Source organism: Streptomyces sp. NPDC058001 (assembly GCF_042886315.1).
Classification (GTDB): domain Bacteria; phylum Actinomycetota; class Actinomycetes; order Streptomycetales; family Streptomycetaceae; genus Streptomyces.
Window position 1 is genome coordinate 137661 of the sequence record NZ_JBHVQT010000018.1, and the last position, 26198, is coordinate 163858.

19 protein-coding genes and 1 pseudogene are annotated in these 26198 nt (G+C 69.5%); 8 read left to right on the plus strand and 12 right to left on the minus strand.

All coding sequences use genetic code 11. The features are described 5' to 3' along the window. Nucleotides 1-137 precede the first annotated feature (137 nt). Complete coding sequence (locus tag ACFVT5_RS37495) at nucleotides 138-1769, plus strand: CocE/NonD family hydrolase (protein ID WP_389897648.1); 1632 nt, start codon at nucleotides 138-140, stop codon at nucleotides 1767-1769. Between the two features lie 141 nt (nucleotides 1770-1910). Here ACFVT5_RS37495 and ACFVT5_RS37500 read toward each other — a convergent pair whose 3' ends face one another. Together ACFVT5_RS37500 and ACFVT5_RS37505 are read right to left on the minus strand one after the other, a co-directional pair. Beyond that, nucleotides 1911-2660, minus strand: a complete 750-nt coding sequence (locus ACFVT5_RS37500; protein WP_389897650.1) for an SDR family oxidoreductase — start codon at nucleotides 2658-2660, stop codon at nucleotides 1911-1913. 158 nt (nucleotides 2661-2818) lie between these two features. Beyond that, nucleotides 2819-3724 carry an AraC family transcriptional regulator N-terminal domain-containing protein gene (locus tag ACFVT5_RS37505; RefSeq protein WP_389897707.1) on the minus strand — a complete coding sequence of 302 codons (906 nt, stop codon included), beginning with the start codon at nucleotides 3722-3724 and terminating at the stop codon, nucleotides 2819-2821. Nucleotides 3725-3879: 155 nt separating this feature from the next. Here ACFVT5_RS37505 and ACFVT5_RS37510 point away from each other — a divergent pair, with 155 nt between their 5' ends. Next, the gene (locus tag ACFVT5_RS37510; protein ID WP_389897652.1) at nucleotides 3880-4197 is read left to right on the plus strand and encodes a putative quinol monooxygenase; all 318 of its coding nucleotides are present in this window, start codon (nucleotides 3880-3882) and stop codon (nucleotides 4195-4197) included. Between the two features lie 144 nt (nucleotides 4198-4341). After that, a complete protein-coding gene (locus ACFVT5_RS37515) occupies nucleotides 4342-5313 on the plus strand; it encodes an alpha/beta hydrolase (RefSeq protein ID WP_389897654.1) in 972 nt (323 codons plus the stop codon). A 93-nt stretch (nucleotides 5314-5406) separates the two neighbouring features. Here ACFVT5_RS37515 and ACFVT5_RS37520 read toward each other — a convergent pair. Next, nucleotides 5407-6495, minus strand: a pseudogene (locus ACFVT5_RS37520) (sensor histidine kinase); the annotation flags it as partial. Continuing rightward, nucleotides 6488-7183, minus strand: a complete 696-nt coding sequence (locus ACFVT5_RS37525) for a response regulator transcription factor (RefSeq protein WP_389897657.1) — start codon at nucleotides 7181-7183, stop codon at nucleotides 6488-6490. The pseudogene ACFVT5_RS37520 and the gene ACFVT5_RS37525, both read right to left, overlap by 8 nt. Nucleotides 7184-7524: 341 nt before the next feature. On the opposite strand from ACFVT5_RS37525, the gene ACFVT5_RS37530 reads away from it, so the two are divergent. Beyond that, nucleotides 7525-8514, plus strand: a complete 990-nt coding sequence (locus ACFVT5_RS37530) for an endonuclease/exonuclease/phosphatase family protein (protein ID WP_389897710.1) — start codon at nucleotides 7525-7527, stop codon at nucleotides 8512-8514. 159 nt (nucleotides 8515-8673) lie between these two features. Here ACFVT5_RS37530 and ACFVT5_RS37535 read toward each other — a convergent pair whose 3' ends face one another. The 7 genes from ACFVT5_RS37535 to ACFVT5_RS37565 form a co-directional block, all read right to left on the minus strand. Further along, on the minus strand, nucleotides 8674-9312 hold the full coding sequence (locus tag ACFVT5_RS37535; protein ID WP_389897659.1) for a response regulator: 639 nt from the start codon (nucleotides 9310-9312) through the stop codon (nucleotides 8674-8676). After that, nucleotides 9309-11300 (minus strand): ATP-binding protein, encoded by a 1992-nt coding sequence (locus tag ACFVT5_RS37540; protein ID WP_389897662.1) that lies wholly within the window; start codon nucleotides 11298-11300, stop codon nucleotides 9309-9311. The genes ACFVT5_RS37535 and ACFVT5_RS37540 overlap by 4 nt, the downstream gene beginning before the upstream one ends. A gap of 167 nt (nucleotides 11301-11467) precedes the next feature. Then, complete coding sequence (locus ACFVT5_RS37545; RefSeq protein WP_389897664.1) at nucleotides 11468-13243, minus strand: hydantoinase B/oxoprolinase family protein; 1776 nt, start codon at nucleotides 13241-13243, stop codon at nucleotides 11468-11470. Beyond that, the gene (locus ACFVT5_RS37550; protein ID WP_389897666.1) at nucleotides 13240-15378 is read right to left on the minus strand and encodes a hydantoinase/oxoprolinase family protein; all 2139 of its coding nucleotides are present in this window, start codon (nucleotides 15376-15378) and stop codon (nucleotides 13240-13242) included. The genes ACFVT5_RS37545 and ACFVT5_RS37550 overlap by 4 nt, the downstream gene beginning before the upstream one ends. Further along, a complete protein-coding gene (locus tag ACFVT5_RS37555; RefSeq protein ID WP_389897668.1) occupies nucleotides 15375-16910 on the minus strand; it encodes a purine-cytosine permease family protein in 1536 nt (511 codons plus the stop codon). The genes ACFVT5_RS37550 and ACFVT5_RS37555 overlap by 4 nt, the downstream gene beginning before the upstream one ends. Before the next feature lie 420 nt (nucleotides 16911-17330). After that, nucleotides 17331-18149: an SDR family NAD(P)-dependent oxidoreductase gene (locus ACFVT5_RS37560; RefSeq protein ID WP_389897670.1), complete on the minus strand. Its 819-nt coding sequence runs from the start codon at nucleotides 18147-18149 to the stop codon at nucleotides 17331-17333. Between the two features lie 3 nt (nucleotides 18150-18152). Beyond that, nucleotides 18153-19685, minus strand: coding sequence for a long-chain fatty acid--CoA ligase (locus tag ACFVT5_RS37565; protein ID WP_389897672.1), 1533 nt, complete (start codon nucleotides 19683-19685; stop codon nucleotides 18153-18155). Between the two features lie 359 nt (nucleotides 19686-20044). On the opposite strand from ACFVT5_RS37565, the gene ACFVT5_RS37570 reads away from it, so the two are divergent. The 3 genes from ACFVT5_RS37570 to ACFVT5_RS37580 are packed head-to-tail and all read left to right on the plus strand — an operon-like array spanning nucleotide 20045 to nucleotide 23051. After that, a complete protein-coding gene (locus ACFVT5_RS37570) occupies nucleotides 20045-20803 on the plus strand; it encodes an enoyl-CoA hydratase/isomerase family protein (protein ID WP_389897712.1) in 759 nt (252 codons plus the stop codon). A 33-nt stretch (nucleotides 20804-20836) separates the two neighbouring features. Next, nucleotides 20837-21895, plus strand: coding sequence for an alcohol dehydrogenase catalytic domain-containing protein (locus ACFVT5_RS37575; RefSeq protein ID WP_389897675.1), 1059 nt, complete (start codon nucleotides 20837-20839; stop codon nucleotides 21893-21895). A gap of 1 nt (nucleotide 21896) precedes the next feature. Continuing rightward, nucleotides 21897-23051: an acyl-CoA dehydrogenase family protein gene (locus ACFVT5_RS37580; RefSeq protein ID WP_389897678.1), complete on the plus strand. Its 1155-nt coding sequence runs from the start codon at nucleotides 21897-21899 to the stop codon at nucleotides 23049-23051. A gap of 35 nt (nucleotides 23052-23086) precedes the next feature. Here the strand turns inward: ACFVT5_RS37580 and ACFVT5_RS37585 are convergent, their stop codons facing one another. Continuing rightward, nucleotides 23087-23794: a TetR/AcrR family transcriptional regulator gene (locus tag ACFVT5_RS37585; RefSeq protein ID WP_389897681.1), complete on the minus strand. Its 708-nt coding sequence runs from the start codon at nucleotides 23792-23794 to the stop codon at nucleotides 23087-23089. Nucleotides 23795-24020: 226 nt separating this feature from the next. Between ACFVT5_RS37585 and ACFVT5_RS37590 the strand changes: the two genes are divergently transcribed. Further along, nucleotides 24021-26021 carry a pyruvate dehydrogenase complex E1 component subunit beta gene (locus ACFVT5_RS37590; protein WP_389897682.1) on the plus strand — a complete coding sequence of 667 codons (2001 nt, stop codon included), beginning with the start codon at nucleotides 24021-24023 and terminating at the stop codon, nucleotides 26019-26021. Nucleotides 26022-26198: the final 177 nt, after the last annotated feature.

A 26198-nucleotide genomic window follows, 5' to 3' on the forward strand; every position in this document is an offset into this window, starting at 1 on the left:
ACCTGTCGGCGACGGCGGGCAGCGAGCGATTACGACGGGCCGCGAACAGGCAGGGGGCTACCCACTGTTCACACCGCAGCACCGCAGCACCGGTCGGGGTTGGCATCAGAATCGATCCCTTCACAGGCGGAGATCGCATGTCCATCAGCCTCAAGGCTGTCAGTACCGAGGAATCGGGCGCCGCTGCCACGGCCTGTGGCACCCTCGGCCCGCACGGGGTCACGCATGAGAGCACCGAGATCCCCTCCGGTGACGGCGGCCCGCTCGGCGCAGATGTGTTCCATCCGGCCGACAGCCGGCAGGGGCCGGTGTTGCTGATGCGCACCGCCTACGGCCGAGGCGGGTTCAGCACCCAGGGCGTCTACTTCGCTTCACACGGATACCACTGCGTTCTTCAGGACACGCGCGGCACCTCCTCCTACTTCCATGAGAAGTCCGACGGGCGCGCGGCTGCGGCATGGCTCGCGTACCAGCCTTGGTACGACGGCAACCTCGGACTCTTCGGTACCAGCTACATGGGTTTCACCGCCTACGCCACGGCTGCGACTCGACCTGCGGGGCTACGTGCGTTGGCCGTGAGTGCCTACAGCACGGACCGGGTCTCCGCCTGGTATCCGGGTGGCTCCTTCGGCCTCGACCTGGCGCTCCCCTGGGCGGCAGCGCAAGCCGGGCCCGACACCACCCCACCTCGTGACAGCCCCGCGCCAAGCGACTCGGCGTTCCTCACCCTGCCGTTGTCGGCCGCCGACGAGGCTTACTGCGCTCAGAAACTCCCCTTCTACCAGGAGCGGTTGCGCTTCGGTGGAGACGACCCTCACTGGGCACCGCTCGACTTCAGCCACCTGCTTTCCGAGGACAGCCTCCCGCCCACCCTGCTGATGGACGGCTGGCACGACTACCACCGCCCCTACTTGTGGGCGGACTTTCTACGGTTGCACGCGCGCCGCCAGTGCGACCGGATCGTGGCCGGACCGTGGAGCCACCACATCGGCCCGATCCGCAGCAACCTCGAAACGCTCTCGTGGTTCGAGCGCCACCTGCGCCCCGCCAGCGATCACGTGGGCCCAGCTCCGGCTCCGGTTTCCGTTCACATCAACCCCGACGCCGGCTGGCGAGAACTGCGCACGTGGCCCGCTCCTGGCACCACGATCCAACGCTGGTATCTGGCTCCCGGCGGCACGCTGCAGCACACCGGGCCGACGGACTCACCGGAGCGATTCACCGACCGGTACACCTACGACCCCGCGGACCCGACGCCGGCCGTCGCCCTGGCCAGCTTCGCCCCTGTCGATGCTCTGACCGAGACCGACAACCGGGAGTGGGAGGCACGTGAGGACGTACTGACCTACACCAGCGATGAGTTCGAAAAGCCGCTGACCCTCGTCGGTCAGGTCACTGCGGATCTCTGGGTCACCTCATCAACCCCCCATACAGACTTCTACGCCCGCATCACCGACGTTCACCCCGACGGCCGCTCCCTGGCCATCGCTCAGACCCTGCAACGTCTCAGCACTGACCAGCTGACCGATCCGAGCACGCCGCTGCACATCACCTTGGACCTCGGACCCGTCGCCCACCGTCTGGCACAAGCCCATCGCCTGCGCCTACAGATCGCCGGCGGGGCCCACCCGTTCTACACCCGCAACCTCGGCACCGGCGAGGACCTACCCCACGCAACCGCCATGACGACGGCCCAGCAGACCATCCACTACGGGCATGCGACCCACCCTTCCGGAATCACCGTACGCGTCGACCACGCCGAGCTTTGAGACCCCGAGGTGGGCCTCGACCGACCGCGGGCTCAGTGAGGTACTGCGCGGGGAGCCCTTCGAGGGACGAGTCGACGAAACGGGGCTCTGGCGGACGCCGGCCAGAGTTTGGGGTGCGGCGTCCTCGTGCCCGCCGGTCGATCACTTCGCCTGGGCGAGCCAGACCGCGTCGGGACCGGCCGGGAAGCGCAGTTGGCCGGTCGTGTCGTGCACGGCTCGCCATACCGTCTCGGCGACGTCGCTCTCCTGGGTGAACACGTCCTGGCCCGTGAAGTCGTCCATGGCCTTCTTGGCGAACGCCGCATAGGGCGCAGGGACCAGTGTGTCGAGGGACCCACCGTTCGTTGCCCTGGCTGCGAAGTTCGTCGTCAGGCAGGCGCCCGGCTCGACCGTCTTCGCCCGCACACCGAACGGCGCGAGCTCAAGCGCGAGGGATGCGGTGAACCCCTCGATGGCCATCTTGCTCGCCTTGTAGACGGCCGAGAGCGGCATGTGTCCCAGCACCACGCTGGAGGTCACGTTGACCACCACGCCGGAGCCACGCTCGCGGAACTGGGGCAGCGCCGCCTGCGTCATCGCCATCACGCCGAACGTGTTGGTCTCGAAAACCTCCCGTACTCGGGCCATGGGGGTGCCTTCGAACACGCCGATCGAGGGAACGCCCGCGTTGTTGACCAGGGCGTCGACGGGTCCCGCTGCCTCGAACGCGGCGGTGATGCTCTCGGGCCTGGTCACGTCGAGCGCGACGACGCGGAGCCGGTCCGACTCAGGAAGGACGCCCGGACGCGGCGTCCGCATCGTGGCGATGACGTTCCACCCCTGCGAGTGGAAGTGGAGGGCGGTCGCCCGCCCGTACCCGGATGAGGTACCGGTGATCAGAACCGTCTTCATGGTGTGCTCCTTGCGATGTGGTGGGATCCGTGCGGATGAACAGGCATTTTCCTGTTCCACGGGAGAACCAGTGATCCCATTGAATCGCTCTGACCTGCGGAAACAGTAGACCTATTCTCGCTACTCCTTGCACGATCCTCCTGCGCGACCCGGGAGGCTCAGGACAGGACACCTGCCGGTGCACGCACGGTCTGACGCAGACGGACGGCGTCCTGGCTCGGCGGTGCGCCGAACTGGCGGCGGTATTCCCGGCTGAACTGTGACGGGTTGTCGTAGCCGACGCGGTGGCCGACTCCGGTGACGTCTCCCGGGTGGGTGGCGAGCAGCAGCCGGGCCTCCTGGAGCCGGATCTGCTTCTGGAACTGGATGGGGCTCATCGCGGTCACCGCCTGGAAGTTGCGGTAGAAGGCGGAGACGCCCATGCCGGACTGCCGTGCCACGTCCTCGACCCGGAAGGGCTGCGCGTAGTGCTCGCGGATCCAGCGCACGGCCCGCGAGATGTGGCTGAGGCTGCTGTCGGCCAGGCCGAGTTGGCGAACCGTCGCACCCTGCTCGCCGGTGATCAGACGCCACAGGATCTCGCGCTTGACCAGCGGGGCGAGCACGGCCCGGTCGCGGGGCTCGTCCAGCAGGCGCAGCATCCGGACCACCGCGTCCAGCAGCGCGGCCGGAGCGTCACTGACGGCGATCCCGGACGGCGCGCCCCCGCTGCTGCGGGGGGTGTCTCCGGGCCCGGCATCAAGCAGCAGCTCGGCAATGGCGGACGGTTCCAGGATGAGGCCGAACCCCAGCGCCGGCTGCTTGGGTTCGGCCTGGGTGAACTGCCCGGTGACGGGCAGGTCGACGGATGCGACCAGGTACTGCCCAGGCCCGTACTCGTACACCCTGTCGCCCAGGGCGAGGCGTTTGGCGCCCTGGGCGATGACCGCCAGGACCGTGCCGGACATCGAGGGCGCCGGTGGGTCAGGGCGGTCGACCTTCGAGATGAGGACGCCGTCGACGGCGGTGGTCCAGTCGGGCCGCGCGTGGCGGGCCAGCAGGGTGCGGAGTTCTTCGAGGTGCATGTGTGGGTGCATGTGTCCATTGCAGCACCATTCCGCGCCATGGTTCCCAGGTCCGCGAGGATCGTGCAAGTACGAGCGAGCATCGGTCTACGTTTCCGCAGGTCACGTCGGTTGAATGGAATCACCGCACTCCACCACCGAAGAAGAAGGTAACCGTGATCGCCGCGTACGGCTTCAACGCCTCCCTGACCGCCAAGCCCGGAATGGGTGACCAGCTCGTCGACCTGCTGCTGACCGGACTGAACGAGGGCAGCCCCGGCGCGAGCGAACACTGCCTCGTCTACCTCGTCTCCCGCTCCGCGTCCGACCCCGACGTCGTCCACGTCACCGAAGGCTGGACCAGCGAGGAGGACCACCACCGCGTCTTCGCCGGCGAGACCGCCCAGGCCATCGTGGCGCGGATCGACCCGCTGCTCGCCAAGGACTCCGAGTACACCGACTACGTCCCGGTCCGGGGCAAGGCCGCCTTCTGACCCGCCGAACACCCCACGCCCCAGCCCCCGCCGCCTCGGCGCCTGCCGAGGCGGCACCCTCCGCCCCCGACCGTCCGCCCCCACCACCGCCGCCACCGCCATCGCCATCGCCATCGCCATCGCCACCCACGAAAGGCAACGCCCATGACCACAACACGCCCCGCCCTCGACCCCGAACTGCGCGAGCTGCTCGCCGACATGCCGCTGATGTCCCAGCTCAGCCCGGAAGTACTGGCACAGGTACGCCCCTTCTCGTCAATGCCCGTCGAACCCCTCCTCGAAGGTCGCGCGATCGACCGACGCGAGGTCACCGTCCCGAGTCCGGACGGCACCCCGATCCCCTTGTCGGTCTTCAGCCCCGCGAACACCGATCGCACCACCGCCGCCGCACCCTGCGTCTACTGGATGCACGGCGGCGGGATGGTCATGGGCGACCGCTTCTCACAGATCGACATCCCGCTGGAGTGGCTCGACAGGTTCGGTGCCGTCGTGGTCTCCGTCGACTACAGGCTCGCGCCCGAGGCCACCGGTACGACCCTGGTCGAGGACTGCTACCAGGGACTGCTCTGGATCGCCGACCACGCCGCCGAACTGGGCATCGATCCCGCCCGGATCGTCGTCGCGGGCGCCAGCGCGGGCGGCGGCCTCGCCGCCGGCGTCACGCTGATGGCCCGCGACCTCGGCACCCCGGCGATCGCCGCGCAGATCCTGATCTGCCCCATGCTCGACCACCGCAACACCACCACTTCCAGCCGCCAGTACGCGAACGGGCCCGGGGTCTGGACCCGCGAGATGAACGAGTTCGGATGGCGCTGCGTCCTCGGCGACCTCACCGACGACGAGGTACCCGCATACGTCTCACCCGCCCTCGCCGACGACCTCTCGGGCCTGCCGACCACCTACATCGACACCGGCTCCGCCGAAGTCTTCCGCGACGAGGACGCCGACTACGCCACCCGCATCTGGGCGGCCGGCGGCCAGGCCGAACTCCACGTCTGGGCAGGCGGCTTCCACGGATTCGACGCCCTGTACCCGCAGGCACACATCTCGGCCACGGCCCGCAGAACCCGCACCGACTGGCTGGCCCGAGTACTGCCCACGAACTCCACCACGTAACGCCTCCGGCGCGTCAGCAGCGAGATGACATACTCCCGACGGCCTCCAACACCTCAGCCAGTCGGGGGAGTTTCTCCCGCAGACCGCTATCGCGGGCAGTTCCACAGTGAGGCGCATCCCTCCCGTAGAGCGCGGGGTGAGGGTGAGGGTGCCGTCGTGTGCGTGGGTGATGGTTTTGACGATGGCCAGGCCGAGGCCGACGCCTGCGTGGTCGGTGTGTAGGCGTTCGGTGCCTCGCTTGAACGGTTCGGTGAGTGTCGAGGCCAGCTCCGGGGTGACCTGCTCGCCGGTGTTTTCGACGGTGAGCAGCACAGTCTTGGGGCGGACGCTGGTCTGGACCCACACGGTGCCCTGTTCGGGCAGGTTGTGGACGATCGCGTTGTGCACGAGGTTCGTCGTCAGTTGCAGCAGGAGCGCAGGCGATCCGAGCGTGGAGGCGATGTCGCCGCTGGTCTCGATGGTGACGCCGTGCTCTTCCGCGAGGGGGAGGAGTGTTTCGGTGGCTTCTTCCGCGATGAGGGACAGGTCGACATGTTCTCGGGTGAAGGACCGCTGGTCGGCGCGGCTGAGTAGGAGCAGTGCCTCGGTGAGGTCGATCGCTCGGGTGTTGACGGCGTGGAGCCGGTCGAGGATTGCGCCGGTGTCGTGGTTCGGGTCGGTGCGGGCCACGTCGAGAAGTGTCTTCGAGATGGCCAGCGGGGTGCGCAGCTCGTGAGAGGCGTTGGCTGCGAATCTCCGCTGTTCGGCGACGTGCGCTTCGAGCCGGGCAAGCATGGTGTCGAAGACGTCGGCGAGTTCGCGGAACTCATCTTTGCGGCCCGGTAGCCGGATGCGGTGGGAGAGTGATCCGGTCGAGGCCAGGCGGGTGGCGGCCGTGATGCGGGTCAGCGGGGCGAGCATCCGGCCGGCGAGGATCCACCCTCCCACGAGGCCGAGCACCAGAAGGAACGCCAACACCGCGGCTGCCCTCGGAGCGAAAACGTGCAGGAGGTTCGACCGGACGGGAAAAACACCATGGGTGGGGTTGCCGGTGGAGCCGGGGACGATGAGCGCACGCTCGGGGACGTACCGCAGGAGGAACACCCACACCGCCGCGAGCAGCAGAACACCGGCGAGCATGAGGAATCCGGCGTAGCTGAGGGTGAGTTTGAGGCGAACGCTCAACCCATGCTCTCTATCCACGCTCTTCTCCCTTGTGTTCGACCTCCGGTCGCGTGTCGATGCGGTAGCCGACGCCTGGCACCGTGGCGATGATCCAGGGTTCGCCGAGACGCTTGCGCAGTGCCGAGACGGTGATGCGTACGGCATTGGTGAACGGGTCGGCGTTCTCGTCCCACGCCCGTTGCAGGAGTTCTTCGGCGCTGACGACACCGCCTTCGGCAGCGACAAGGACTTCGAGCACGGCGAACTGCTTCCTGGTCAGCGCGACATAGCGGCCGTCCCTGTACACCTCTCTGCGGAACGGGTCCAGCCGCAGACCTGCGATCTCTCGTACGGGGGGCCTGTGTTGGGCACGTCTGCGGTCAAGTGCTCTGAGTCTGAGCGCGAGTTCTCGGAGTTCGAAAGGTTTCGTGAGGTAGTCGTCGGCGCCGAGTCCGAACCCGGAGGTCTTGTCGTCGAGACGGTCGGCCGCGGTGAGCATGAGGATCGGCATGCCGCTGCCGGAGGCGACGATGCGTTGGGCGATCTCGTCACCGGAAGGCCCGGGGATGTCACGGTCGAGGACGGCGATGTCGTAGGCGTTGATGCTCAGCAGTTCCAGAGCGGTGTCGCCATCACCTGCGATGTCGGCCGCGATCGCTTCCAGGCGTAGGCCATCGCGGATGGCTTCGGCCATATAGGGCTCGTCCTCAACGATCAACACGCGCATGGCTTTGATGCTACGAGCCGACGCATATTGGCGGCGTATCGAAAACCACATACGTGCCGGCAACACCGCACTGCCTTGACTTGCGGTATGACTCGCACTCGCACCCCACCATCAGCACGCACAACGACCCGCCTGATTCGACGACTCCTTGTCGCCGGCCCCACTTCGCCGGACGCGATCGACATCGGGCACTCCGATGCGACGGCGGTCCCGAGGACGCGGCGGTGACCGGCGGTGAGCGAGGACAGACGATCGCGTGGGTGGACACGGCGGAGGTCGGACAGGGCGGAGCCGGCCGCCGGGATACCGGCGCCGGGATCTGGCGCACGCGCATCCGCCGGTTGACTCGCCTCGGTTCCCGGCCGGAGTCCTGGAAGCGCGGCTTGGTGCTCGCGGCGTCGGCGTTGCTGCTCGGCCTGCTCATGCTGCTGCACGCGAGGATCCCGAACCGGATCGGGGGGCTCGGGAGCCTGGTGGAGACCTTCCTGCCGTGGTTCGGCGTGTTCATCCCGTTGCTGCTGGCCGGGGCGCTCTGGCGCCGCTCCGCGTCGGCGGTGGTCGCGCTGCTGCTGCCGGTCGTGGTGTGGCTGAGTCTCTTCGGCGGGCTGCTCAGCGACAAGTCCCAGCAGGGCGGCGATCTCACCGTCGCCAGCCACAACGTGAGCGCGGACAACTCCGACCCGGTCGGCACCGCCCGCGACCTGGCCGGCTCCGGGGCGGACGTGCTGGCACTGGAGGAGCTGACCCAGCAGGCCAGGGGCACGTACGAGGAGGAGTTGGCGAAGGCGTATCCGTACCACTCGGTGCAGGGCACGGTCGGGTTGTGGAGCAAGCTGCCGCTGTCGGACACCCGGCCGGTCGACATCGGGATGGACTACGGGCCGCTGGCGGAGACCAAGCCGGTCGACGTCACGATGGCCTACAACCGGGCGCTGCGCACCACGGTGGCCACGGACCAGGGTCCGCTGGCGGTGTATGTGGCCCACCTGGGGTCCGTGCGGGTGTTTCCCAGGAACGGCTTTTGGACGGGCAGCCGGGACCGCGGAGCGCAGGCGCTCGCCAAGGCCATCGCCGCCGAGCACAACGAGCGGGTGGTGCTGCTCGGCGACCTGAACGGCACCACGGACGACCGCGCGTTCGCCGGCATCACCTCGCACCTGCGCTCGGCCCAGGACGCGGCCGGGGACGGCTTCGGCTTCAGCTGGCCGGCGAAGTTCCCGGTGGCGCGGATCGACCAGATCCTGGTCCGTGGCGTGGAGCCGCACAGCTCCTGGGTGCTGCCGGCCACCGGCAGCGACCACCTGCCGGTGGCGGCCGGGATCAGCTGGTGAACACGTTTCATCGACCTCTTCACCCAGACAGGCACATGGGGCCAGCACATGTGGACAGGTCAGGGCGTCGCGCCCGTGGACCGCATCAACTCGCCCACCACTACGGCGATATCGCGCCCCCGTCGCAGGCGGGTCACCCCACAGCAGCTCAAGCAACCCTCATTGAAGGAGCCCGCGTCTGATGGCCTGGGCCACTGCCGCCGCTCGGTCGGAGACCTCCAGCTTCTCGTAGACGTGCTGGAGGTGGGTCTTGACCGTGGCGATGCTGATGTGGAGGCGGTCGGCGATCTCCTGGGCCGGGCAGCCGTCGGCGGCGAGTTTGAGGATGTCGGTCTCGCGCAAGGTCAGGGTGGGCCGGGGTACCGCGAGGCGGCGGTTGCGGATCTCGTTGGCCAGCCCGTCCTGCACCAGCGGCGAGATCAGGGTTCCGCCTCCGGCGACCAGCAGGACGGCTTCGCTGATCGTCTCCGAGGACGCCGCCTTCTCCAGATAGGCCCTGGCCCCGCCCGCGATGGCACGGTAGACGGAGGCGCTGTCGACGTAGGCGGTCAGCACGACCGCCCGGGTCGGCAGGTCCTCCTGCTGGAGGGTCTCCAGGACCTGGAGGCCGTCGATCTCGGGGAGCCGCAGGTCGATGACGGCGACGTCGGGTGCCTCGCGGTGGATGGCGGCGAGCGCCGCACGCCCGTCGCCGACGGCCGCGACCACCTCGATGCCGGGGTGGTCCTCCCAAGCTCGGACGAGACCGTCCCGGTACACCGGATGGTCGTCCGCGACGACCACGCGCACGCCGCTCATGGCCGGGGCTCCAGCGCGGTGCGGACCGCTCGGGCGAACCGGTGCACGTCCAGGGGTTTGGTGAGGTAGTCGACGATGCCGGCCCTTTCCAGTTCGATGATCCGCGCGGGCGTGGCGTCGGCGGAGACGACGATGACCGGGATGTCTCGGGTCCGCTCGTCGGCCGTGAGGCGTCGCAGAACCTCTTCGCCGGAGATGTCGGCGAGGTGCAGGTCGAGCAGGACGAGCGCGGGGCGGTGCCGGACGGCCAGCTCAAGACCCAGGGTGCCCTGCGTCGAGGTGATGAGTTCCAGGTCGCCCATGCGGGCGACGATGTTCTCCACCAGCCGCAGATTCGCGTGGGTGTCCTCGATGTAGAGCACCTTCGCGGCCTTGGCGCCGGGTTCCCGGCGGGTGCTACGGGGCAGGACGCCGGTCGCCGGGGCCGGGAGGTCGGGTTCGTGTCCCGGCCGGTCCACCAGGGGCAGTTCAACGAAGAACGTCGACCCCTCGCCCGGGGCGGTGTGCTGGATGCCGATCCCGCCCCCCATCTCCTCGATCAGCCTGCGGGACAGGGCGAGGCCGAGCCCGGTGCCTTCGGTCTCCGAAAGCTGCTGGGACAGCCGTACGAACGGGGTGAACAGCCGGGCCACATCGCTCTCCACGATCCCCGAGCCGGTGTCGGTGAACAGGAAGCGGAGCCTGTCGCCGTGGATCCGGCACCAGACGCGGACCACTCCGTCGGGCCGGTTGTACTTGATCGCGTTGGCGATCAGGTTGAGGAAGACCTGCTTCAGCCGGTGCGGGTCGGCCATGACATATCGGTGCAGGGCCTTGTGCAGATCGCTGGCGAGTTCGACGCCGCGCTCCCGCGCGAGCGGGCGCATCAACTCAAGCGCCTCCTGGAGCGGCGCGCAGGCGTGCACTTCGACGGTGGACAGACCGGGGGCTCCCGCCTCGATCCAGGTCAGGTCGAGGACATCGTTGACCAGGGCCAGAAGGTGTTGCCCGGCGTCGAGGATGTGCTCGACGCTCTCGGTCGCGTCCGGGGCCAGTTCGTCCAAGCGGAGGAGTTGGCCGAAGCCGATGATGGCGTTCAGCGGAGTGCGCAGCTCGTGGCTCATCCGGGACAGGAACTCGCTCTTGGCCCGGTTGGCGCGCTCCGCCTCGTCGCGGGCCTGGCGGGCCGATGCCTCCGCCCGCTTGCGGTCGGTGATGTCGGTGGAGATGGCGCCGAGTGCGTACGGTCGCCCGAGTTCGTCGAGGAGCGGGAACTTGATGGACAGCCAGCTCCCGTCCGCCGCGGCACTGCCGGGTCCGGGCGGGCCGATGTCGCCGAACGGCTCCTCGACCTCGATGGAGCGGCAGGTGGAGATGACCTGGCGGTCGTGCGCCCGGTAGATCTCGGCTATGTGCGCAGGGAACAGATCGTGGTCGGTGCGGCCCACCGCGGCCTCGCCGGAGATCCCGAAGTGCCGGGTGAAGTAGCGGTTGACCATCAGATACTGCCCGTCGAGCGCCTTGACGTACATCAGCGCCGTCGAGTTGTCGACAAGGTCCTGGAGCTGGCGGACCGCGCTGCGCAGCTCCTGTTCGCGCCAGTCCCGGTCGCTCAGGCGCTCCAGCTGCGCGATCACGTACTCGGCGCCGTCGTCGCCGTCCGTGGCGGGCAGCGCTCGGGTGCGCAGCCGCATGGTCTGCCGGTCGGCGGTGATCACGCGGGCCCTGTCGGCGTCGTCGCCGCAGGTCGTCAGCGCGCGTTCGAGATCGCCGCCGCCGTCGAGGGTGAGGGGCAGTTCACCCGGGCGCCGGCCGGTCAGGCTGTCCGGTTCGGCGCGGACCAGGGTCTCGAATGTCTCGCTCGCCGCGACGATCCTGGCGTGCCCGTCCCGCTCAGGGCGGACCACGACGCTGGGGACCGGGGAGTACCGGAACGCGAGCAGCCCCAGTGTGCCGTGCGGTTCGCCGACCCTCGGTCGGTGACCGTTCGATGATCGTTCACTGATCACTGACGCAACCCATCACTTCGATCCGGAGTGAAATCCCGAGTGAAAACAGCCGCTGACCTCTGTTGTAACACACACGTACGAGAGGGCTCCCGGTGCGGCGGCGTGTGCGGTGGCACGTGCGGCGCCGCACCGGGGCCCGTCCTCGGCGACCTGCTCGGGCGACCCGCTCAGACAACCGGACGGAGCGCCGAGCGGCGCCGTTCGGTCCCCGTCAGATCCACGGTGAGCGTGTCGGCCAGTACGTCGTGTGTGAACTCCACGCCGTAGACCTCACGGGCCCGCGCGAACGAGACGAAGCCCGCGAGCACGTCGTCCCGCACCCGCTCCGGTTCCCGCTCCAGCGGATCCCCGTAGCCCCCGCCCCCGGTGTGGTGCTGGCCGATCTCCTCGCCCGGCTGAAGCACCAGCGCACCCAGCGGCGCGATCTCGCTCTCCTTGCCGTCGAGGTCGCGGTGGAAGGGGATGTTCCGGGCGGCGTCGCCGCCGCCCTGGGTGCCTCGGGGCGGGAAGGTGACACAGTCGGTCACGTACGACGCTGTCATGGCATCCCACTTCGGGCCGAACCGGACCGTCGCCCCAGGGGCTCCTCTGCGGCGCCCGGCGCCCTCCGAGTCCTGCCGGATCCGGAGTTCACCGACCCGCACCGGGTACTTCAGCTCCGAGATCTCGACGCTGTCCCGGAACATCAGCCCCGCCGCCACAGCGAGGCCGTACGTCACCCAGCCGTCCACCTCCGGATGCGCGGGACCGCCTTGGGAGCCCAGGAAGTACTGGTTGACGAAGGGCTCGCCGCCGCGTCGCCGGTCGGTGCCCGACACGACGGCGAAGCCGGGGCCGAGCCCGGTGGCGCCCTCGGCGGCGCCGAATCCGGCCCAGGCGTCCGCGATGGCTTTCTGCGTGGTGACGGTCAGACGGTCGCCGACATTGGTGGTGGCCACCGACGTGGAGTGCGGGAACGTCGGACGGCCGACGATACAGCCGTCCCGCAGCGCGAGGTCGATCCGCCGGAAGGAACCGGAGTTCGCCGGGATGCCGGGCTCCAGGGAGTTGAAGACCCCGGTCATCACATTGCTGACCGTGCACGCCTCCGACTCGTTCAACCCCGCCGGGATGCAGTCGATGTTGTCCGTGAGGTCGAGCCCGATCCTCCCCTCGGCGGGATCGACGTGCACGGTGACGTTGATGGGGATCCCCTCGGGTACGACATCGCCGACCGGATCGTGGGTCCCGTGCCCGGTGACGGTCCCGGCCGGCAGCCGGGAGACGGCCTGCGCCATCTTCGTCTCGGAGTAGTCCAGCCAGTCGCGGATGAAGTCCCGCACGGTGTCGTTGCCGTAGCGCGCACAGAGTTCCTTCAGCCGCGCCTCGCCGATCCGCGCGGCGCCGACCATCGCCAGATAGTCGCCGTACCACTGGTCGGGTACGCGGATCCGGGCGCGGCACATGCGGATCAGGTCGTCGATGTCACGGCGGTCCCGCTGGATGCGTACGCAGGGGAAGATCAGCGCCCCCTCCGCGTACACGTCCTGGGCGAACGGCACATAGGTGGTCGGTTCCGCGTTGCCGATGTCGGCCTGGTGGGCCTTGGCGACCGTGGTGAACATGTGCACGCCCTCGTGGAAGACCGGCACGAGGATCGTGTGGTCGGCGGGGTGCGAATTGCCGAGGTACGGGTCGTTGTGGAGGAAGGCATCGCCTTCCGTGATGTCGTCATGGTGGTCGGTCATGGCGTTCGCCAGCAGGTGGGCGCCGAAGATGTGACAGGGCAGCCCCTCCGCCGAGGACAGCAGCTCGTTCTCGCCGGTCACCACCGCGCAGGAGAAGTCCCTGGCCATGTTCAGCACGCCACTGCGGCCGGTGCGCAGCAGGGTGTTCTCCATCTCGCGCACGATGCTGTCCATACGGTTGGCGAGCACCGCCATGAGAATCGGATCCGTCTTCATACCGCTGCGACCTCCTCGGTGCGGGCGGCGCCCGCCCCGCCCTCGGGCAGGGGGTGGGCGCCGGTGGTGATGACGTAGTCACCGCTCGGCGCGACCCGGACTTCGGCGCCCGGGTCGACGACGAGCGTCGTGGTGGCTTCAAGCACGATGGCCGGGCCGCTGACCCTGGCCCCTACGAGGAGGTTTTCGCCCAGGTGGACGGGGGTGCGTTCCTCGTCGCTCCGGGCGAAACTGACCGTGCGGTGGCGTACCGGCTCGGCCGGTCCCGACGCGACACCCGGGGTCTTCGCCCGAGGCTTGTCCAACTCGGCGGTGACCGTCAGCTTCCAGGTCAGGCACTCGGCGTACTGTCCGGGGTCGTCGACCGCGAAGACCCTGCGGTGCAGGGCGTGGAACGACTCGGTGAGCGCGGCGACGTCCTCCTCGCCCCGGACCCTGGTGGCCGGGAGGGCGGTCTCCAACTCCCACACCTGCCCCGGGTAACGGGCGTCGACGGAGGCGTCCTTGCGGACGGCGACGGGGCCCAGCGACCGTATCCCCTCGATGAACTCGTCGGCCTGGCGCTCCGCCTCGGCGAGGGCCTCGCCGACCCGCGCGTAGTCGAAGTCGCGGGTCTCGGTGAAGCGGCTCACGGTGAAGTCGGAGATGACGTCGGCGTACAGCGCCCCCGCGGCCGACAGCGCGCCGGCCGTGCGCGGCAGGATGACCTTCCCGCAGCCGAGTTCGCGGGCGATCTGCACGATGTTCAGCCCGCTCGCGCCCCCGCCGGCCACCACGGTCAGATCGCGGGGGTCGATGCCCTGGGAGATCGTCATCTCGCGGATGGCCGAGACGATGTTCTGCGTCGTGATCACCAGGGCGCCGCGCGCCGCCTCCTCGACGGAGACTCCGAGACGCCGCGCCACCGGCCGCAGCGCGGTGTGGGCCGCGTCCACGTCCAGCCGCAGCCGTCCGCCGAGGAACCAGGACGGATCGAGATAGCCGAGGACCACGGCGGCGTCGGTGACGGTGGGCAGGGTGCCGCCACGGCCGTAGCAGGCGGGGCCGGGGTCGGCGCCCGCGCTCTCCGGGCCCACACGCACCAGACCGGCGTCGTCGACCGAGATCACGGAGCCACCGCCCGCGCCGATGCTGCGTACGTCCACGGCCTTGGTACCGGTGATGTGCCCGGTCCACTTCTCGCCGAGCCAGGTGTCGGCGCTGTAGTGGACGGCGCCCGAGCTGATCAGGCCGACGTCGAAGGTCGTGCCTCCGGTGTCGCATACGAGCAGGTCGGGCGTGGTGGACTCCAGAGTGGACCGCCCGGCCTCCAGCGCGGCGACCGGCGCCATGGAAGGCCCCGAACCGACGCTGTAGATCGGGCGCTCGATCATCCGGTCCACCGGCCAGGACCCGCCGAAGCTGGTGGAGATGAGCAGCTTGCCCGCGAAGCCCGCACCGCGCAGATCGTCGGAGAGCGTGCCGAGGAAGTCCTGCATGAGTGGCTTGAGCGAGGCGTCGATCACTGTGGACGACGCCCTGCGGTACTCGCGCAGGACGGGGTTGAGCTGATGCGAGAGCGTCACCGGGACCCCGGGAAGCCGTTCGGCCAGCAGTTCCCCGACCCGCAGTTCGTGCGCCGGGTTGACGGTGGACCACAGCAGGCACACCCCGACCGCCTCGACGCCGTGCTCCCGGCACCGCTCGGCGGCGTCGGCCACGCTGCGCTCGGCCAGCGGGCGCCAGATCGCTCCGTCGCTGTCGATCCGCTCCTCGATCTCGAAGGTGAGATGGCGGGGTACGTAGGGCGGCGAGAAGGGCCGGGGCGAGAACGGGCCGCCGAGCTTGCCGCCCTCGCGCAGCAGCAGCGTGTCGGGGAAGCCGTCCGTGGTGAGGAAGGCCGTCCGCGCGGTCTTCGCCTCGACGATGGCGTTGGTCGAGCGGGTGGTGCCGTAGCCGAAGTGCGACGTCCGCCGCAGCAGCCCGGCCACATCGGTGCCCAGGGTGGCGGCCACCTGTTCCAGGGCCTGCCGGATGCCGTCGAACGCCCGGGTGTAGGTGGTCAGCGCCTTGCCGACGTGCAGGGCTCCGTCGTCGTCGACGATGACGACGTCGGTGAAGGTCCCACCGGTGTCGACGGATATGCGGTAACTCATTGCGGGTTCTCCTCGGTGGAGGCGATCAGGACCGTGGGCCCGGTACGGCCAGGGGGTGGCGGGGGTGGTGACGCGGGGGCGGTGTGCCGTGCCTCGTCGAGGGCCGCCCGGTAGTGACCGGGGCGGGACTCGGCGCAGGCGGTGCACACGGGTTCATGCCCGCGGCCCGGATCCCGGTCCATCTCCAGGGCCAGATAGGACCGCCCGCAGCCCGCGCACTCGACCCGGTCCTCCCAGACATCGGTGACTTCGTCCCGGGGGTCGTGCGGACGGCGCAGGGCGTACCAGTGCGGGCGGTCACGGCTGACGAGGAGCGCGACCTGGTACAGAACGGCGGCGGTCACCGCCGTGATGGGAGCCGCCCAGGTAGTGCCGAAGGCGCCCCCCTCGACCAGGATCAGCAGCCCGGTGGCGGAGGACACGACCCACACCAGCGTCCCGGGCCCGTTGAACCTGGGGATGCGTCCGACCCGGAACTCCTGGCCCGCCCGGCCCAACGCGCGGCGCGTGGGCGAGAAGCCGTGTACGAGCAGGACGCAGACCCAGCTCACCACGACGACGCCCTGGTATCTGAGCGCGTCGTTGAGGAAGGAGAAGACGTCCGCGAGCATGCACAGATAGACGACGACTCCCACGAGGGCGGTGGTGAGCATGCGCGGAACGTGCCTGCGCAGGACCCGGTTGGCCAGGGACTGGACCGTGGCCGATGCGACATAGAAGTTCACGGTGTTGATCCGGGTCTGGCTGATCCACACCAGGACGAGTCCCGCGATCCCCATCAGGGAGACAAGGCCGGTCACGACGCTCGCCTCGCTCAGGCCGCCCGGGGTCGGGATGGTGTGGGCGAGGAAGATCCCGATCACACCGTTGAGGAAGACGGTGGCGAAGTAGAACACCGGGCCGAAGGTGACCGTGCCGTGGAACTTGACGTCCTTCGGCCGGGACAGCCGGGCGTAGTCCCACGTGTAGAGCATGATCACCCAGATGCCCATGAAGGCCGTGAAGGCGTACCACCAGCCGGGGCCCGAGATCGCCGCGGGATGGGCGGGTGCGTAGGTGAGCCAGTCGGTGTGGAATCCGTACTCGGTGATCGTCCAGACGATCGCCGCGACGATCCCGACGAGATAGAAGGGCAGCAGTACACCGTTGAAACGGTCCAGCCAGCGCTGTACCCCGCCGAAGATGAGCGGAACGCTGTACAGGATCACCACCGCGTACCAGAAATTGAGCGGAAGAGCCTGGAAGTACTCACGGAATCCGATCGCGATGACGGATCCCTCGAAAACCGTGAAATAGATCGCGGTGGCCGCGTAGACGGCGGCGGCGATTCTCGATCCGACGTTCCCGAACACGACCCGGGAGTACGCGACCACGGTCAGCCCGCTCGCCGCGGCCTGCCGGGTGATCAGGTAGTTGATCCCGCCGAAGACGACGACGGAGAGGACGAGCGCGATCAGCGTGTTCACGGTTCCGACGGCCAGGGTGAGGCTGCCTGCCAGCACGAACCAGAACATCGAGCTGAACAGGGCCATCCAGGCCATGCTGAGCGAAAGCCGGGAACTGCGCCAGGTATGCGGTGCGACATGCTGCGAGAAATCCTCTTGCGCGGCTTCTTTCAGCACATTCGGATCGTCGGTTCCGGTGATTCTGAGAGGGGGCGGCGAAGCGGCCATGATGTCTCCTTCCGACATCTGCTGGCCAGGATGCTCCGGCATCCGTTCGACGCCGGGCATCGACCGAACGGCGACATTCGAGGAGGATGACGGCATCAGCCGAAAGGATGAGACCCCGTCCGCGTCACCGGCTTCCGAGCGGATGGCGGCGCGCCCCCGCCTACATGTGTCGGCGGGGGTCTTGCCGGTGCCACAACCCGCGGAACGCGCCGAAAGCAACCCCCAACGCGCGCCCCGGAGTTCGCCCCGGACCCGGCCACCCGCCTTCTTCGCCGGTCGTCACCAGGCGGTCCACCCGCCGTCCACCGTCAGCGTCGTCCCGGTGACGAAGCGGGATGCGTCGGAGGCGAGGAACACCGCGGCACCTCCCAGTTCCTCCGGGTCTCCCACGCGGCCCATCGGGGTGCCGCCGACGATCCGCTCACCCCAGCGGCTGGCCAGGAGCCCGGAGCTGAGGTCGGTATGGAAGTAGCCCGGCGCGAGGGTGTTGACCCGGACCTGGCGGTCTGCCCATTCGACGGCGAGTGCCCTGGTCAGTGCCTCGACTCCCCCCTTGCTCGCGGCATACGCGGCGATCCGCTCGAAGCCGGTGCGTGCGTGCACCGACGAGATGTTGACGATCGATCCGGAGCGCTGCTCCAGCATCACCTTGCCGGCCTCGCGACAGCAGAAGAAGGTTCCGCGCAGATTGACGTCGAGGACCTGCTGCCAGTCGTCGTCGGTGACCCGCTCGCTGCGGGTGAAGTGCGGGCTGGTGCCGGCGCAGTTGACCGCCACGTCCAGCGTGCCCGTCCACCCGGTGATCCGCTCGACCATGGCCCGTACCGCAGCGGAGTCGGTGACGGATCCGGGCAGCACGAGGATCTTGCCGCCGTGCCGGGCGATGTCGGACTCCAGCCGTTCGAGGTCCGGCACGGTACGGGCGGTCACCGCCACGGCCGCTCCGGCCCGGGACAGGGCCACCGCGATGGCCCGACCGATACCCTTTCCGGCCCCGGTCACCCATGCCGTTCTACCGTCGAGCCGCAGGTCGCCTCCGCCGTCGGGGCGCAGGTCGTTTCCGTTGTCGAGGCGCGGGTCGCCCTGTGCGTCCGTCATGGTTCAGTCCTCCGCCGGGCGGTCGCGCAGGTCCCGCTTGAGGACCTTTCCGGAGGGCGTACGGGGCAGTTCGGTGACGATGTCGAAGCGGGCCGGCACTTTGAACCGTGCCAGGCGCGCCCGGCAGAACTCCCGTAGCTCATCGGTCCCCGCGCCGGCTCCCGGCCGGAACACCACGAAGGCGCGCGGGACCTCACCCCACCGCGGATGGCGCAGGCCGACCACGGCCGCCTCGCGGACGGCGGGGTGTTCGTACAGGACCCGTTCCACCTCGGGTGTGGCGATGTTCTCGCCGCCCGAGACGATCATGTCCTTCTTCCGGTCGTCGATGTAGAGAAAGCCGTCCTCGTCGAGATGGCCGATGTCGCCGGTGTGGAACCAGCCGTCCCGGATGGCGGCGGCGGTGGCCTGCTCGTCGCGCCAGTACCCCGCGAACACCTTCGGACCGCGCAGCGCGACCTCACCGATCTCACCGGCCGGGACCTCCTTCCCCGTGTCGTCGACGATCCTGACCCGGGTGTGCGGTACGGGACGCCCCACGGAGCCCAGTTTGGACAGCGCGTGGTCACGGTCGAGGAAGGTGTCCCCCGAGACGGTCTCGGTCAGGCCGTACGCGTCGGCGAACCAGGCGTTCGGGAACGCGGTCATGACGCGCCGGAGCACGGGCTCGGGGGTCTTCTCGCCACCGCCGACGACGAAGCGGACGGAGGTGGTGTCGTACGCCTCGCGGCCGGGGACCTCCAGGACCGCGCTGACCATCGCGGGCGCCAGCCACACGTTGGTGACGCGGTGTTCCTGGATCGCGCGGAGCGCGCCCGGAGCGTCGAACTTCCGCTGGAGGACGACGCCACCGCCCGCGTAGAGGGTCGCGAGGGCGGGCATGTCCAATCCTCCGACGTGGTAGAGCGGGCCGCAGACCAGGGTGGTGTCGGCCGCGGTGAGACCGAAGTGGACGATGTCCGCGATGTTCTTGGCCTGGACGTTTCCGTAGGTGATGCACACGCCTTTGGGGCGTGAGGTGGTGCCGGAGGTGTACATCAGGCGCTGGAGGTCGTCCGGCCCGACGTCCACGGGCTCCACGCGGGCGCCCTGGTGGCGGGTGAGCAAGTCTTCGTAACCGATCCACGGCTCCGCCGGGGTGTCGTCGCCGACCTGGAGGCGGTGCTCCAGGTCGGTGAGGCAGCCCGTGGCGCGCTCGACGGCGGGGGCGAACTCCGGCTCTGTGACCACGGCCTTCGCCTGCGCGTGGCCGAGGACGTACTGCCACTCCTCCTCCGAGAGCCGGTAGTTGAGCGGCAGGAAGACCGCGCCCAGGCGGTTGGTCGCGTAGACCAGCTCCAGGAACTCGGGCCGGTTGTGGAGCAGCAGACCGACGACGTCGCCGCGCCGGACGCCCAGCGCGGACAGGCCGGCGGCCAGCCGGTTCACCCGGTCGTGCAGGGCGCGGACCGTCAGCCTTCGTCCTTCCTGCGCGACGGCCACGGCTTCGGGCCGCTGGGTCAGGTGGTAATCGAGGATGCTCGCGAAGTTGTGCACAGGACTCTCTCGCTAGGTCGTGTTCGACGACGAACGCTGCCTGCCGCGGCTCTCGCGGTCACGGTGCGGATACGGATGCGGGTGCGATGCGGTGCGGGTGCGGTGGGGTGCCGTGCTGGTTTTCCGTTCTCCCTGGAAGCAGGACCAAGCCGAATACCGACCGGGCTGGTTGCCCGCCTCAGATATTTAGTGTACCCATTGGTCTATAAAACGTGTGCCGCACTTTACGACGGCACGCACCCGTCGACAACCATCCGTGCACACGTGAATCAATTCCACGGACGAGGAGAGCCTCTGTGTCACGCATTCGCCTCGACACCGACGGACCCGTCGTCACGGTCCGCCTCGACCATCCGCCGATGAACGCCTTCGACTCGACGCAGCGGGACGAGCTGTCCGCCTGCGCGCGGGAGCTGGCCGACGCCCGCGAGGTGCGGGCCGTGGTGCTCCACGGCGGCGAGCGGCTCTTCGCCGCGGGGGCGGACATCAAGGCGCTGGCCGCGATGGGGCCCGAGGAGGCGAGGGTCTGGAATCGCGCGTTGCAGCGGACGTTCGACGAGGTGGCGCGGCTGCCGATGCCGGTCGTCGCGGCGGTCACCGGGTACGCGCTGGGCGGAGGCATGGAGTTGGCGCTGTGCGCCGACTACCGGGTGGCCGCGGACGACGCTGTCCTCGGCCAGCCGGAGGTACGGCTCGGCATCATGCCGGGTTCGGGCGGCACCCAGCGGCTCACCCGGCTGATCGGGCCTTCGCGCGCGAAGAATCTGCTGATGACCGGACGCCGGGTGGGTGCCGACGAGGCACTGCGGCTCGGCCTGGTGGACGAGATCGTACCGAAGGAGTCCGAGCACTCCGTGTACGAGGTCGCGCTCGCCTACGCCCGGCGTCTCGCGGCCGGGCCCGCGGTGGCCCTGGAGGCCATCAAGGAGGCGGTGGACCACGGCGGCGATGTCGGTGTCCCCGCCGGACTCGCCCTGGAGCGGGCGCTGTTCGCCGGTGTCTTCGGCACCCCGGACGCCGCCGCGGGGATGCGCTCCTTCGTCGAGCACGGCCCCGGCCGCGCCCGGTTCGGTGCCGCGCGGGACGACCCGGCGCCCGGCGGGAGTCCGACGTCATGAGGTGGCACCGGCACGACACGAAAGGGGCGGAGGATGAAGGCGCTGCGCTGGTACGCGGCTCGTGATCTGCGGTGGGAGGAGGTGCCCGAGCCTGCCGGGCCACGGCCGCACGAGGCGGTGGTCGAGGTGTCGTGGTGCGGGGTGTGCGGCACCGACCTGCACGAGTTCCTCGAAGGCCCGCACATGATCCGCGAGGGACCGCACCCGCTCACCGGCGCCGCTCCCCCGCTCGCGCTCGGCCATGAACTGAGCGGCACCGTGGTCGCCCTGGGCGCGGAGGTGCCCGGCATCGCGGTCGGCGACCGGGTGGCCGCGGACCCGTGCTGGCGCTGCGGCGTGTGCTACTGGTGCGTTCGCGGCGAGTATCACCTGTGTCCCCGGGGCGGTTCCGTGGGCCTGGCGTCGCCCGGCGCCTTCGCCGAGCGGGTCACCGTTCCGCTGGCCGGGCTGGTACGCCTTCCCGACCACGTCGGCGACGAGATGGCGGCCCTGGCCGAACCGCTGGCCGTCGGTCTGCATGCCGTGTCCCGCGCGGAGGTCCGGCCGGGAGACAACGTCCTGGTGGTCGGGGGCGGCCCCATCGGTGTCGCCGTCGTCCTCGCGGCCCGCCTGGCCGGAGCGGCCGGGCTCTACGTCAGTGAACCGCTGGCCGAACGCCGCGCGATGCTCCGGGACTTCGGAGTCACCGAGGCGTTCGACCCCGGCGAGAGCGACGTACGGCGTGAGGTGTTCGTACGGACCGGGCGCGTCGGCCCGGACGTCGTGATCGACGCCACCGGTGTGCCCCGGCTCGCCGCGCAGGCCGTGGCCACCGTGCGCCGCGGTGGTCGGGTCGTCCTCGCGGGCGTCGGCCACGGAACCGTCGCGTTCGACATGGGTCAACTCGTCTTCTACGAGCGGGCCGTGCTCGGCACGCTCGGCTACCACCACGACATTCCTCGCGTGATCGGCCTGATGAGCGCCGGGCGCCTGGACGCCTCCTCCCTGATCACCGGGCGCTTCTCCCTCTCGGACGGTGCCGGGGTCTTCGAGGCCCTGGCCGCCGACCGCGCATCGCACCTCAAGGTTCTGCTGACCCCGAAGGATCTGTGACATGAATTTCGATCTGCCGGAGGAGACTCGGGCGTTGCAGGCGATGGTCCGTGACTTCGCGGCGAAGGAGATCACTCCGCATGCGGCGCGCTGGTCCGAGCAGGAGACGTTTCCGACCAAGGTCTTCACGCGGCTCGGTGAACTCGGTCTGATGGGGATGCTCGTGCCGGAGGAGTACGGCGGCGCGGGATCGGACACCGTCACTTATGTCGCGGTGATGGAGGAGTTGGGCACCGCGGACCAGTCGGTCGCCTCGTCCTGGAACGCCCACTCCACGATCGGCTCGCTGCCGCTGCTGGCCTACGGCACCGAGGAGCAGAAGCGGCGCTGGCTGACGCCTCTGGCCACGGGCGAGGCCATCGGGGCGTTCGGGCTGACCGAACCGGACGCCGGGTCCGACGCGGCCGGTATCGCGACCACCGCCCGCCGGGCGGACGGCGGTTGGCTGATCAACGGCACCAAGATGTTCATCACCAACGCCGGCACCGACATCAGCCAGGGCGTCACGCTGCTGGCGGTGACCGGCCGTGACGGCGAAGCGCGCAAGCGGTACGCGACCTTCTACGTCCCGACCGGCACCCCGGGCTACACCTACGGCCACAAGATCAAGAAACTCGGCTGGCACGCCATGGACACCCGGGAACTCGTCTTCTCCGACTGCTGGATCCCCGAGGACCATCTGATCGGCGAGGAGGGCGGCGGGCTGCGTCAGTTCCTGTCCGTCCTGGACAAGGGGCGCATCAGCGTCGCGGCCCTCGGTCTGTCCCTGGCCCAGGCGGCGCTGGCGCTCGCCGTGAAACATGCCACGGAGCGGCACCAGTTCGGCCGGCCGCTGTCCGCCTTCCAGGCGGTCGCGCACAAGGTCGCCGACATCGGCACCGAGGTCGAGGCGGCGCGCTGCATGGTGTACCGGGCCGCCTGGCTCGCCGACCAGGGCCGCTCGTACGGCACGGCCGCCGCCATGGCCAAGCTGTACGCCTCCGAGGTGGCCAACCGTGCGGCGTCCCAGGCGGTGCAGATCCACGGCGGGTACGGCTACGTACGGGAGTCGGAGATCTCCCGCTTCTACGCCGACGCGAAGATCCTCGAAATCGGCGAGGGGACGAATGAGATCCAGCGCGATGTCATCGCCAGGGCACTGGTGAAGCAGCCGTGACGCACAGGGGGCCCGCGGCGCGCCGCGGGCCCCGGTCAGCTCGCGACGGCGGCGGGCTGCCAGTCGGCCTCGGGGTCGAGCGGCAGATCGGGCCGGGCGCGCTTGAAGGCGGCGGCCTGCTCCTCGATGTCCGGCAGTACGGCGCCGGGCGCGGCGAATCCCCGGAACAGGGTGTCGCAGTACTCGCGGGACAGGAACACGGCGTCCCACGGTCCGTCCGGCTTCACCCACTGATAGGTGTGGTTGTGGAGATTGAGGAACTGCAAGGTGGCCAGGCGCGGTTCGACGGCGCGGAAGCTGCCCTGTTCGACGGCGTCGGCGAGCAGACCTCGGACGAGCCGCTCGAATTCGGAGCGTTCGCCGAGCAGGGTCTTGAGGTAGTCGCCGGTGAGGCTGCGGTAGTCGTGCTCGTAGACCCAGATGTGGTCGAGCCGGCGGAAGATGATCGTCAGCAGCGACTCGGACAGCAGGCGCAGCCGCAGCAGCGGGTCCTCGTCGAGCGCCGCGATCTGCCGTGCGCGGGCCAGCAGCGGCTCCATCACGCGGGACTGGATCTCGATGAGCAGGTTCTCCTTGGAGCCGATGTAGTAGTACAGCGCTCCCTTGGCGAGTCCGACCGCGCGGCCCAGGTCGTTGATGGAGGTCGCCGCGTAGCCCTGGCGGGCGAAGAGGGATGCGGCCGTGTCGATGATCTTCTGGCGCCTGACCTCGAAGTCTGGTCCGTGGCCCGGTGGTCGTGGCATCGGTTCTCTCCCCGCCTGATGGGTCGACACGTCGGTGGTGACACCGCCGGATCGGTGGTGTCACTCCGGACCCGCTCCGGACGGCCTGGGGCGCATCTGGGGGGAAGCGGTTCCGGGACCTCGGTCGATTCTGTTGGCTTCAGTTCGCTAGACCAAACGGTACATTAAAAGATGAGCCGGACGGTGCGCGGGCGCGCCGTCCCGCGCCGGCCTTGCGAGGACGCGTATGACGACTCAAGCACCGCACCCGACCGGCACCGGTTCCGTGGACGCCGGGCAGCTTCTGGAGATGTACCGCAGGATGCGCCGCATCCGGCGCTTCGAGGAGCGAGCGTCCGACCTCTACAAGGCGACGGAGATCCCCGGCTTTCTGCATCTGTCGATCGGCCAGGAGGCCAGTGCCGTCGGCGCCTGCTGGCCTCTCGGTGAGCGGGACGGCATCACCTCGACTCATCGTGGCCATGGCCATGTCCTGGCCAAGGGGCTGGACTCCGCGTCGATGATGGCGGAGCTGATGGGCAAGGACGCGGGGACCTGTCACGGCCGTGGCGGTTCGATGCACATCGCTGATCCCGGGATCGGCATCTTCGGTGCCAACGGCATCGTCGGCGCCGGACTGCCCATCGCCGGCGGGGTCGCCACCGCGGCCAAGCTCCGGGGCGCCGGCGATGTGGTGGTGGCGTTCTTCGGCGACGGCGCGGTCGCACAGGGCATGTTCCACGAGGCCGTGAACCTGGCGGCGGTATGGGACCTGCCCGTCGTCTTCCTCTGCGAGAACAACCACTACTCCGAGTTCTCGCCGGCCGCCGAGCAGCACCGCGCCCCGCTCTCGGCCCGCGCCGCCGGGTACGGCATCACGTACGAACACGTCGACGGCAACGACGTCGTCGCGGTGGCGCGGACGATGACCGAGGTGGTGGGACGGCTGCGGCAGGGGGCCGGCCCGGTCCTGGTGGAGGCCGAGACCTACCGCTGGCACGGACACTACGAGGGTGATCCGCAGCGCTACCGCACCCCGGAGGAGGTCGCCGCCGCCAGGGAGCGCGACCCGCTGCTGGTGGCCCGCCGGCACCTGGAGACGGCCGGTGTCGGGGCCGCAGCGGCCGACGCGATCGACGAGGAGATCGACAAGGAGATCGAGGCGGCGGTCGCATGGGCGCGGAGTCTGCCCGAGCCGGCGCCCGAGACCCTGTACGACTATGTCCTGGCCCCGCGCCCCGACGTGCCGGAGCCCGCCCCGCTCCCGGCCGGCGGAGAGGTCTTCCGCACCATGGACGCGGTCCGGCTCGCGCTGGAACACGAACTCGCGGCCGATCCGGATGTGTTCGTGGCGGGGATCGATGTCGCCGAAGGCGGCAATGTGTTCGGGCTCACCCGGGGCCTGGCGCAGGCGTTCCCCGGCCGGATCCGTGACACCCCGATCAGTGAGAGCGCCGTCGTGGGAACCGCGGTCGGCGCCGCCATGGCCGGGATGAAGCCGGTCGTGGAGATCATGTACATGGACTTCATCGGCGTCTGCCTCGACATGCTGCTCAATCAGGCGGCCAAGCTGCGCTTCATGACCGGTGGCCGGGCGTCCATGCCGCTCGTGGTGCGCACCCAGTTCGGCGCCGGACGGTCCTCTGGCAGCCAGCACTCGCAGAGCCTGGAGGCGCTGCTCGCGCATGTGCCAGGACTGACGGTGGTGATGCCGTCGAACCCGGCGGACACCTACGGTCTGCTGCGCGCCGCGATTCAGGACCCCAATCCGGTGGTCTTCGTGGAGAACCGGCTCCAGTACGGCTTCAAGGGCCCCCGACCCCCGGCCGATCACCTCGTCCCGCTCGGCAAGGCCAAGGTGGTCCGTGAGGGCGACGACATCACGCTCGTCTCGTGGTCACGTATGGTCCAGGACTGCCTGGCCGCCGCGGAGTTGCTGGCCGTCGAGGGCACGGACGTCGAGGTGATCGATCTGCGTACGGTCGCCCCGCTGGACCGCGCGACCGTCCTCGCCTCCCTCGCGAAGACGAACCGGCTGGTCATCGCGCATGAGGCGGTACGGGACTTCGGGGTGGGGGCCGAACTGTCCGCCCTGGCCGTCGATGAGGGGTTCTGGCACCTGGACGCGCCGGTCACCCGCGTGGCACCGCCCCCGGTTCCGGCTCCGTACGCACCCTCGCTGGAGCGGGTGTGGCTGCCGTCCCGCGACACCATCGCGGATACGCTGCGCCGGATCGCGGCGGTCTGATCGGGGAGGTCTGATCGCGGCGGTCTGATCAGGGAGGTCTGATCGGGGCCGTCCGATCGCTCGCGTGGAAGGGCCCCCGGGAGCTTGGGTTCTAGTGATCGTCGCAACACCGATCCAGATTCAGGCGGTCAGTAGATCACGTAGGCGCTCGGCTGGGTTATCCCAGTCGAGCGTCTT

What these genes read in the sequence shown, in the direction of transcription:
- ACFVT5_RS37535 (WP_389897659.1), bottom strand. Translation starts at nt 9,312, where the DNA reads ATGAGCGGCGTGCGCGTGGTCGTCGCGGACGACCATCCGGTGTACCGG.
- ACFVT5_RS37500 (WP_389897650.1), bottom strand. Translation starts at nt 2,660, where the DNA reads ATGAAGACGGTTCTGATCACCGGTACCTCATCCGGGTACGGGCGGGCG.
- ACFVT5_RS37560 (WP_389897670.1), bottom strand. Translation starts at nt 18,149, where the DNA reads ATGACGGACGCACAGGGCGACCCGCGCCTCGACAACGGAAACGACCTG.
- ACFVT5_RS37545 (WP_389897664.1), bottom strand. Translation starts at nt 13,243, where the DNA reads ATGAAGACGGATCCGATTCTCATGGCGGTGCTCGCCAACCGTATGGAC.
- ACFVT5_RS37575 (WP_389897675.1), top strand. Translation starts at nt 20,837, where the DNA reads ATGAAGGCGCTGCGCTGGTACGCGGCTCGTGATCTGCGGTGGGAGGAG.
- ACFVT5_RS37580 (WP_389897678.1), top strand. Translation starts at nt 21,897, where the DNA reads ATGAATTTCGATCTGCCGGAGGAGACTCGGGCGTTGCAGGCGATGGTC.
- ACFVT5_RS37570 (WP_389897712.1), top strand. Translation starts at nt 20,045, where the DNA reads ATGAACGCCTTCGACTCGACGCAGCGGGACGAGCTGTCCGCCTGCGCG.
- ACFVT5_RS37515 (WP_389897654.1), top strand. Translation starts at nt 4,342, where the DNA reads ATGACCACAACACGCCCCGCCCTCGACCCCGAACTGCGCGAGCTGCTC.
- ACFVT5_RS37495 (WP_389897648.1), top strand. Translation starts at nt 138, where the DNA reads ATGTCCATCAGCCTCAAGGCTGTCAGTACCGAGGAATCGGGCGCCGCT.
- ACFVT5_RS37585 (WP_389897681.1), bottom strand. Translation starts at nt 23,794, where the DNA reads ATGCCACGACCACCGGGCCACGGACCAGACTTCGAGGTCAGGCGCCAG.
- ACFVT5_RS37525 (WP_389897657.1), bottom strand. Translation starts at nt 7,183, where the DNA reads ATGCGCGTGTTGATCGTTGAGGACGAGCCCTATATGGCCGAAGCCATC.
- ACFVT5_RS37555 (WP_389897668.1), bottom strand. Translation starts at nt 16,910, where the DNA reads ATGGCCCTGTTCAGCTCGATGTTCTGGTTCGTGCTGGCAGGCAGCCTC.
- ACFVT5_RS37505 (WP_389897707.1), bottom strand. Translation starts at nt 3,724, where the DNA reads ATGCACCTCGAAGAACTCCGCACCCTGCTGGCCCGCCACGCGCGGCCC.
- ACFVT5_RS37550 (WP_389897666.1), bottom strand. Translation starts at nt 15,378, where the DNA reads ATGAGTTACCGCATATCCGTCGACACCGGTGGGACCTTCACCGACGTC.
- ACFVT5_RS37590 (WP_389897682.1), top strand. Translation starts at nt 24,021, where the DNA reads ATGACGACTCAAGCACCGCACCCGACCGGCACCGGTTCCGTGGACGCC.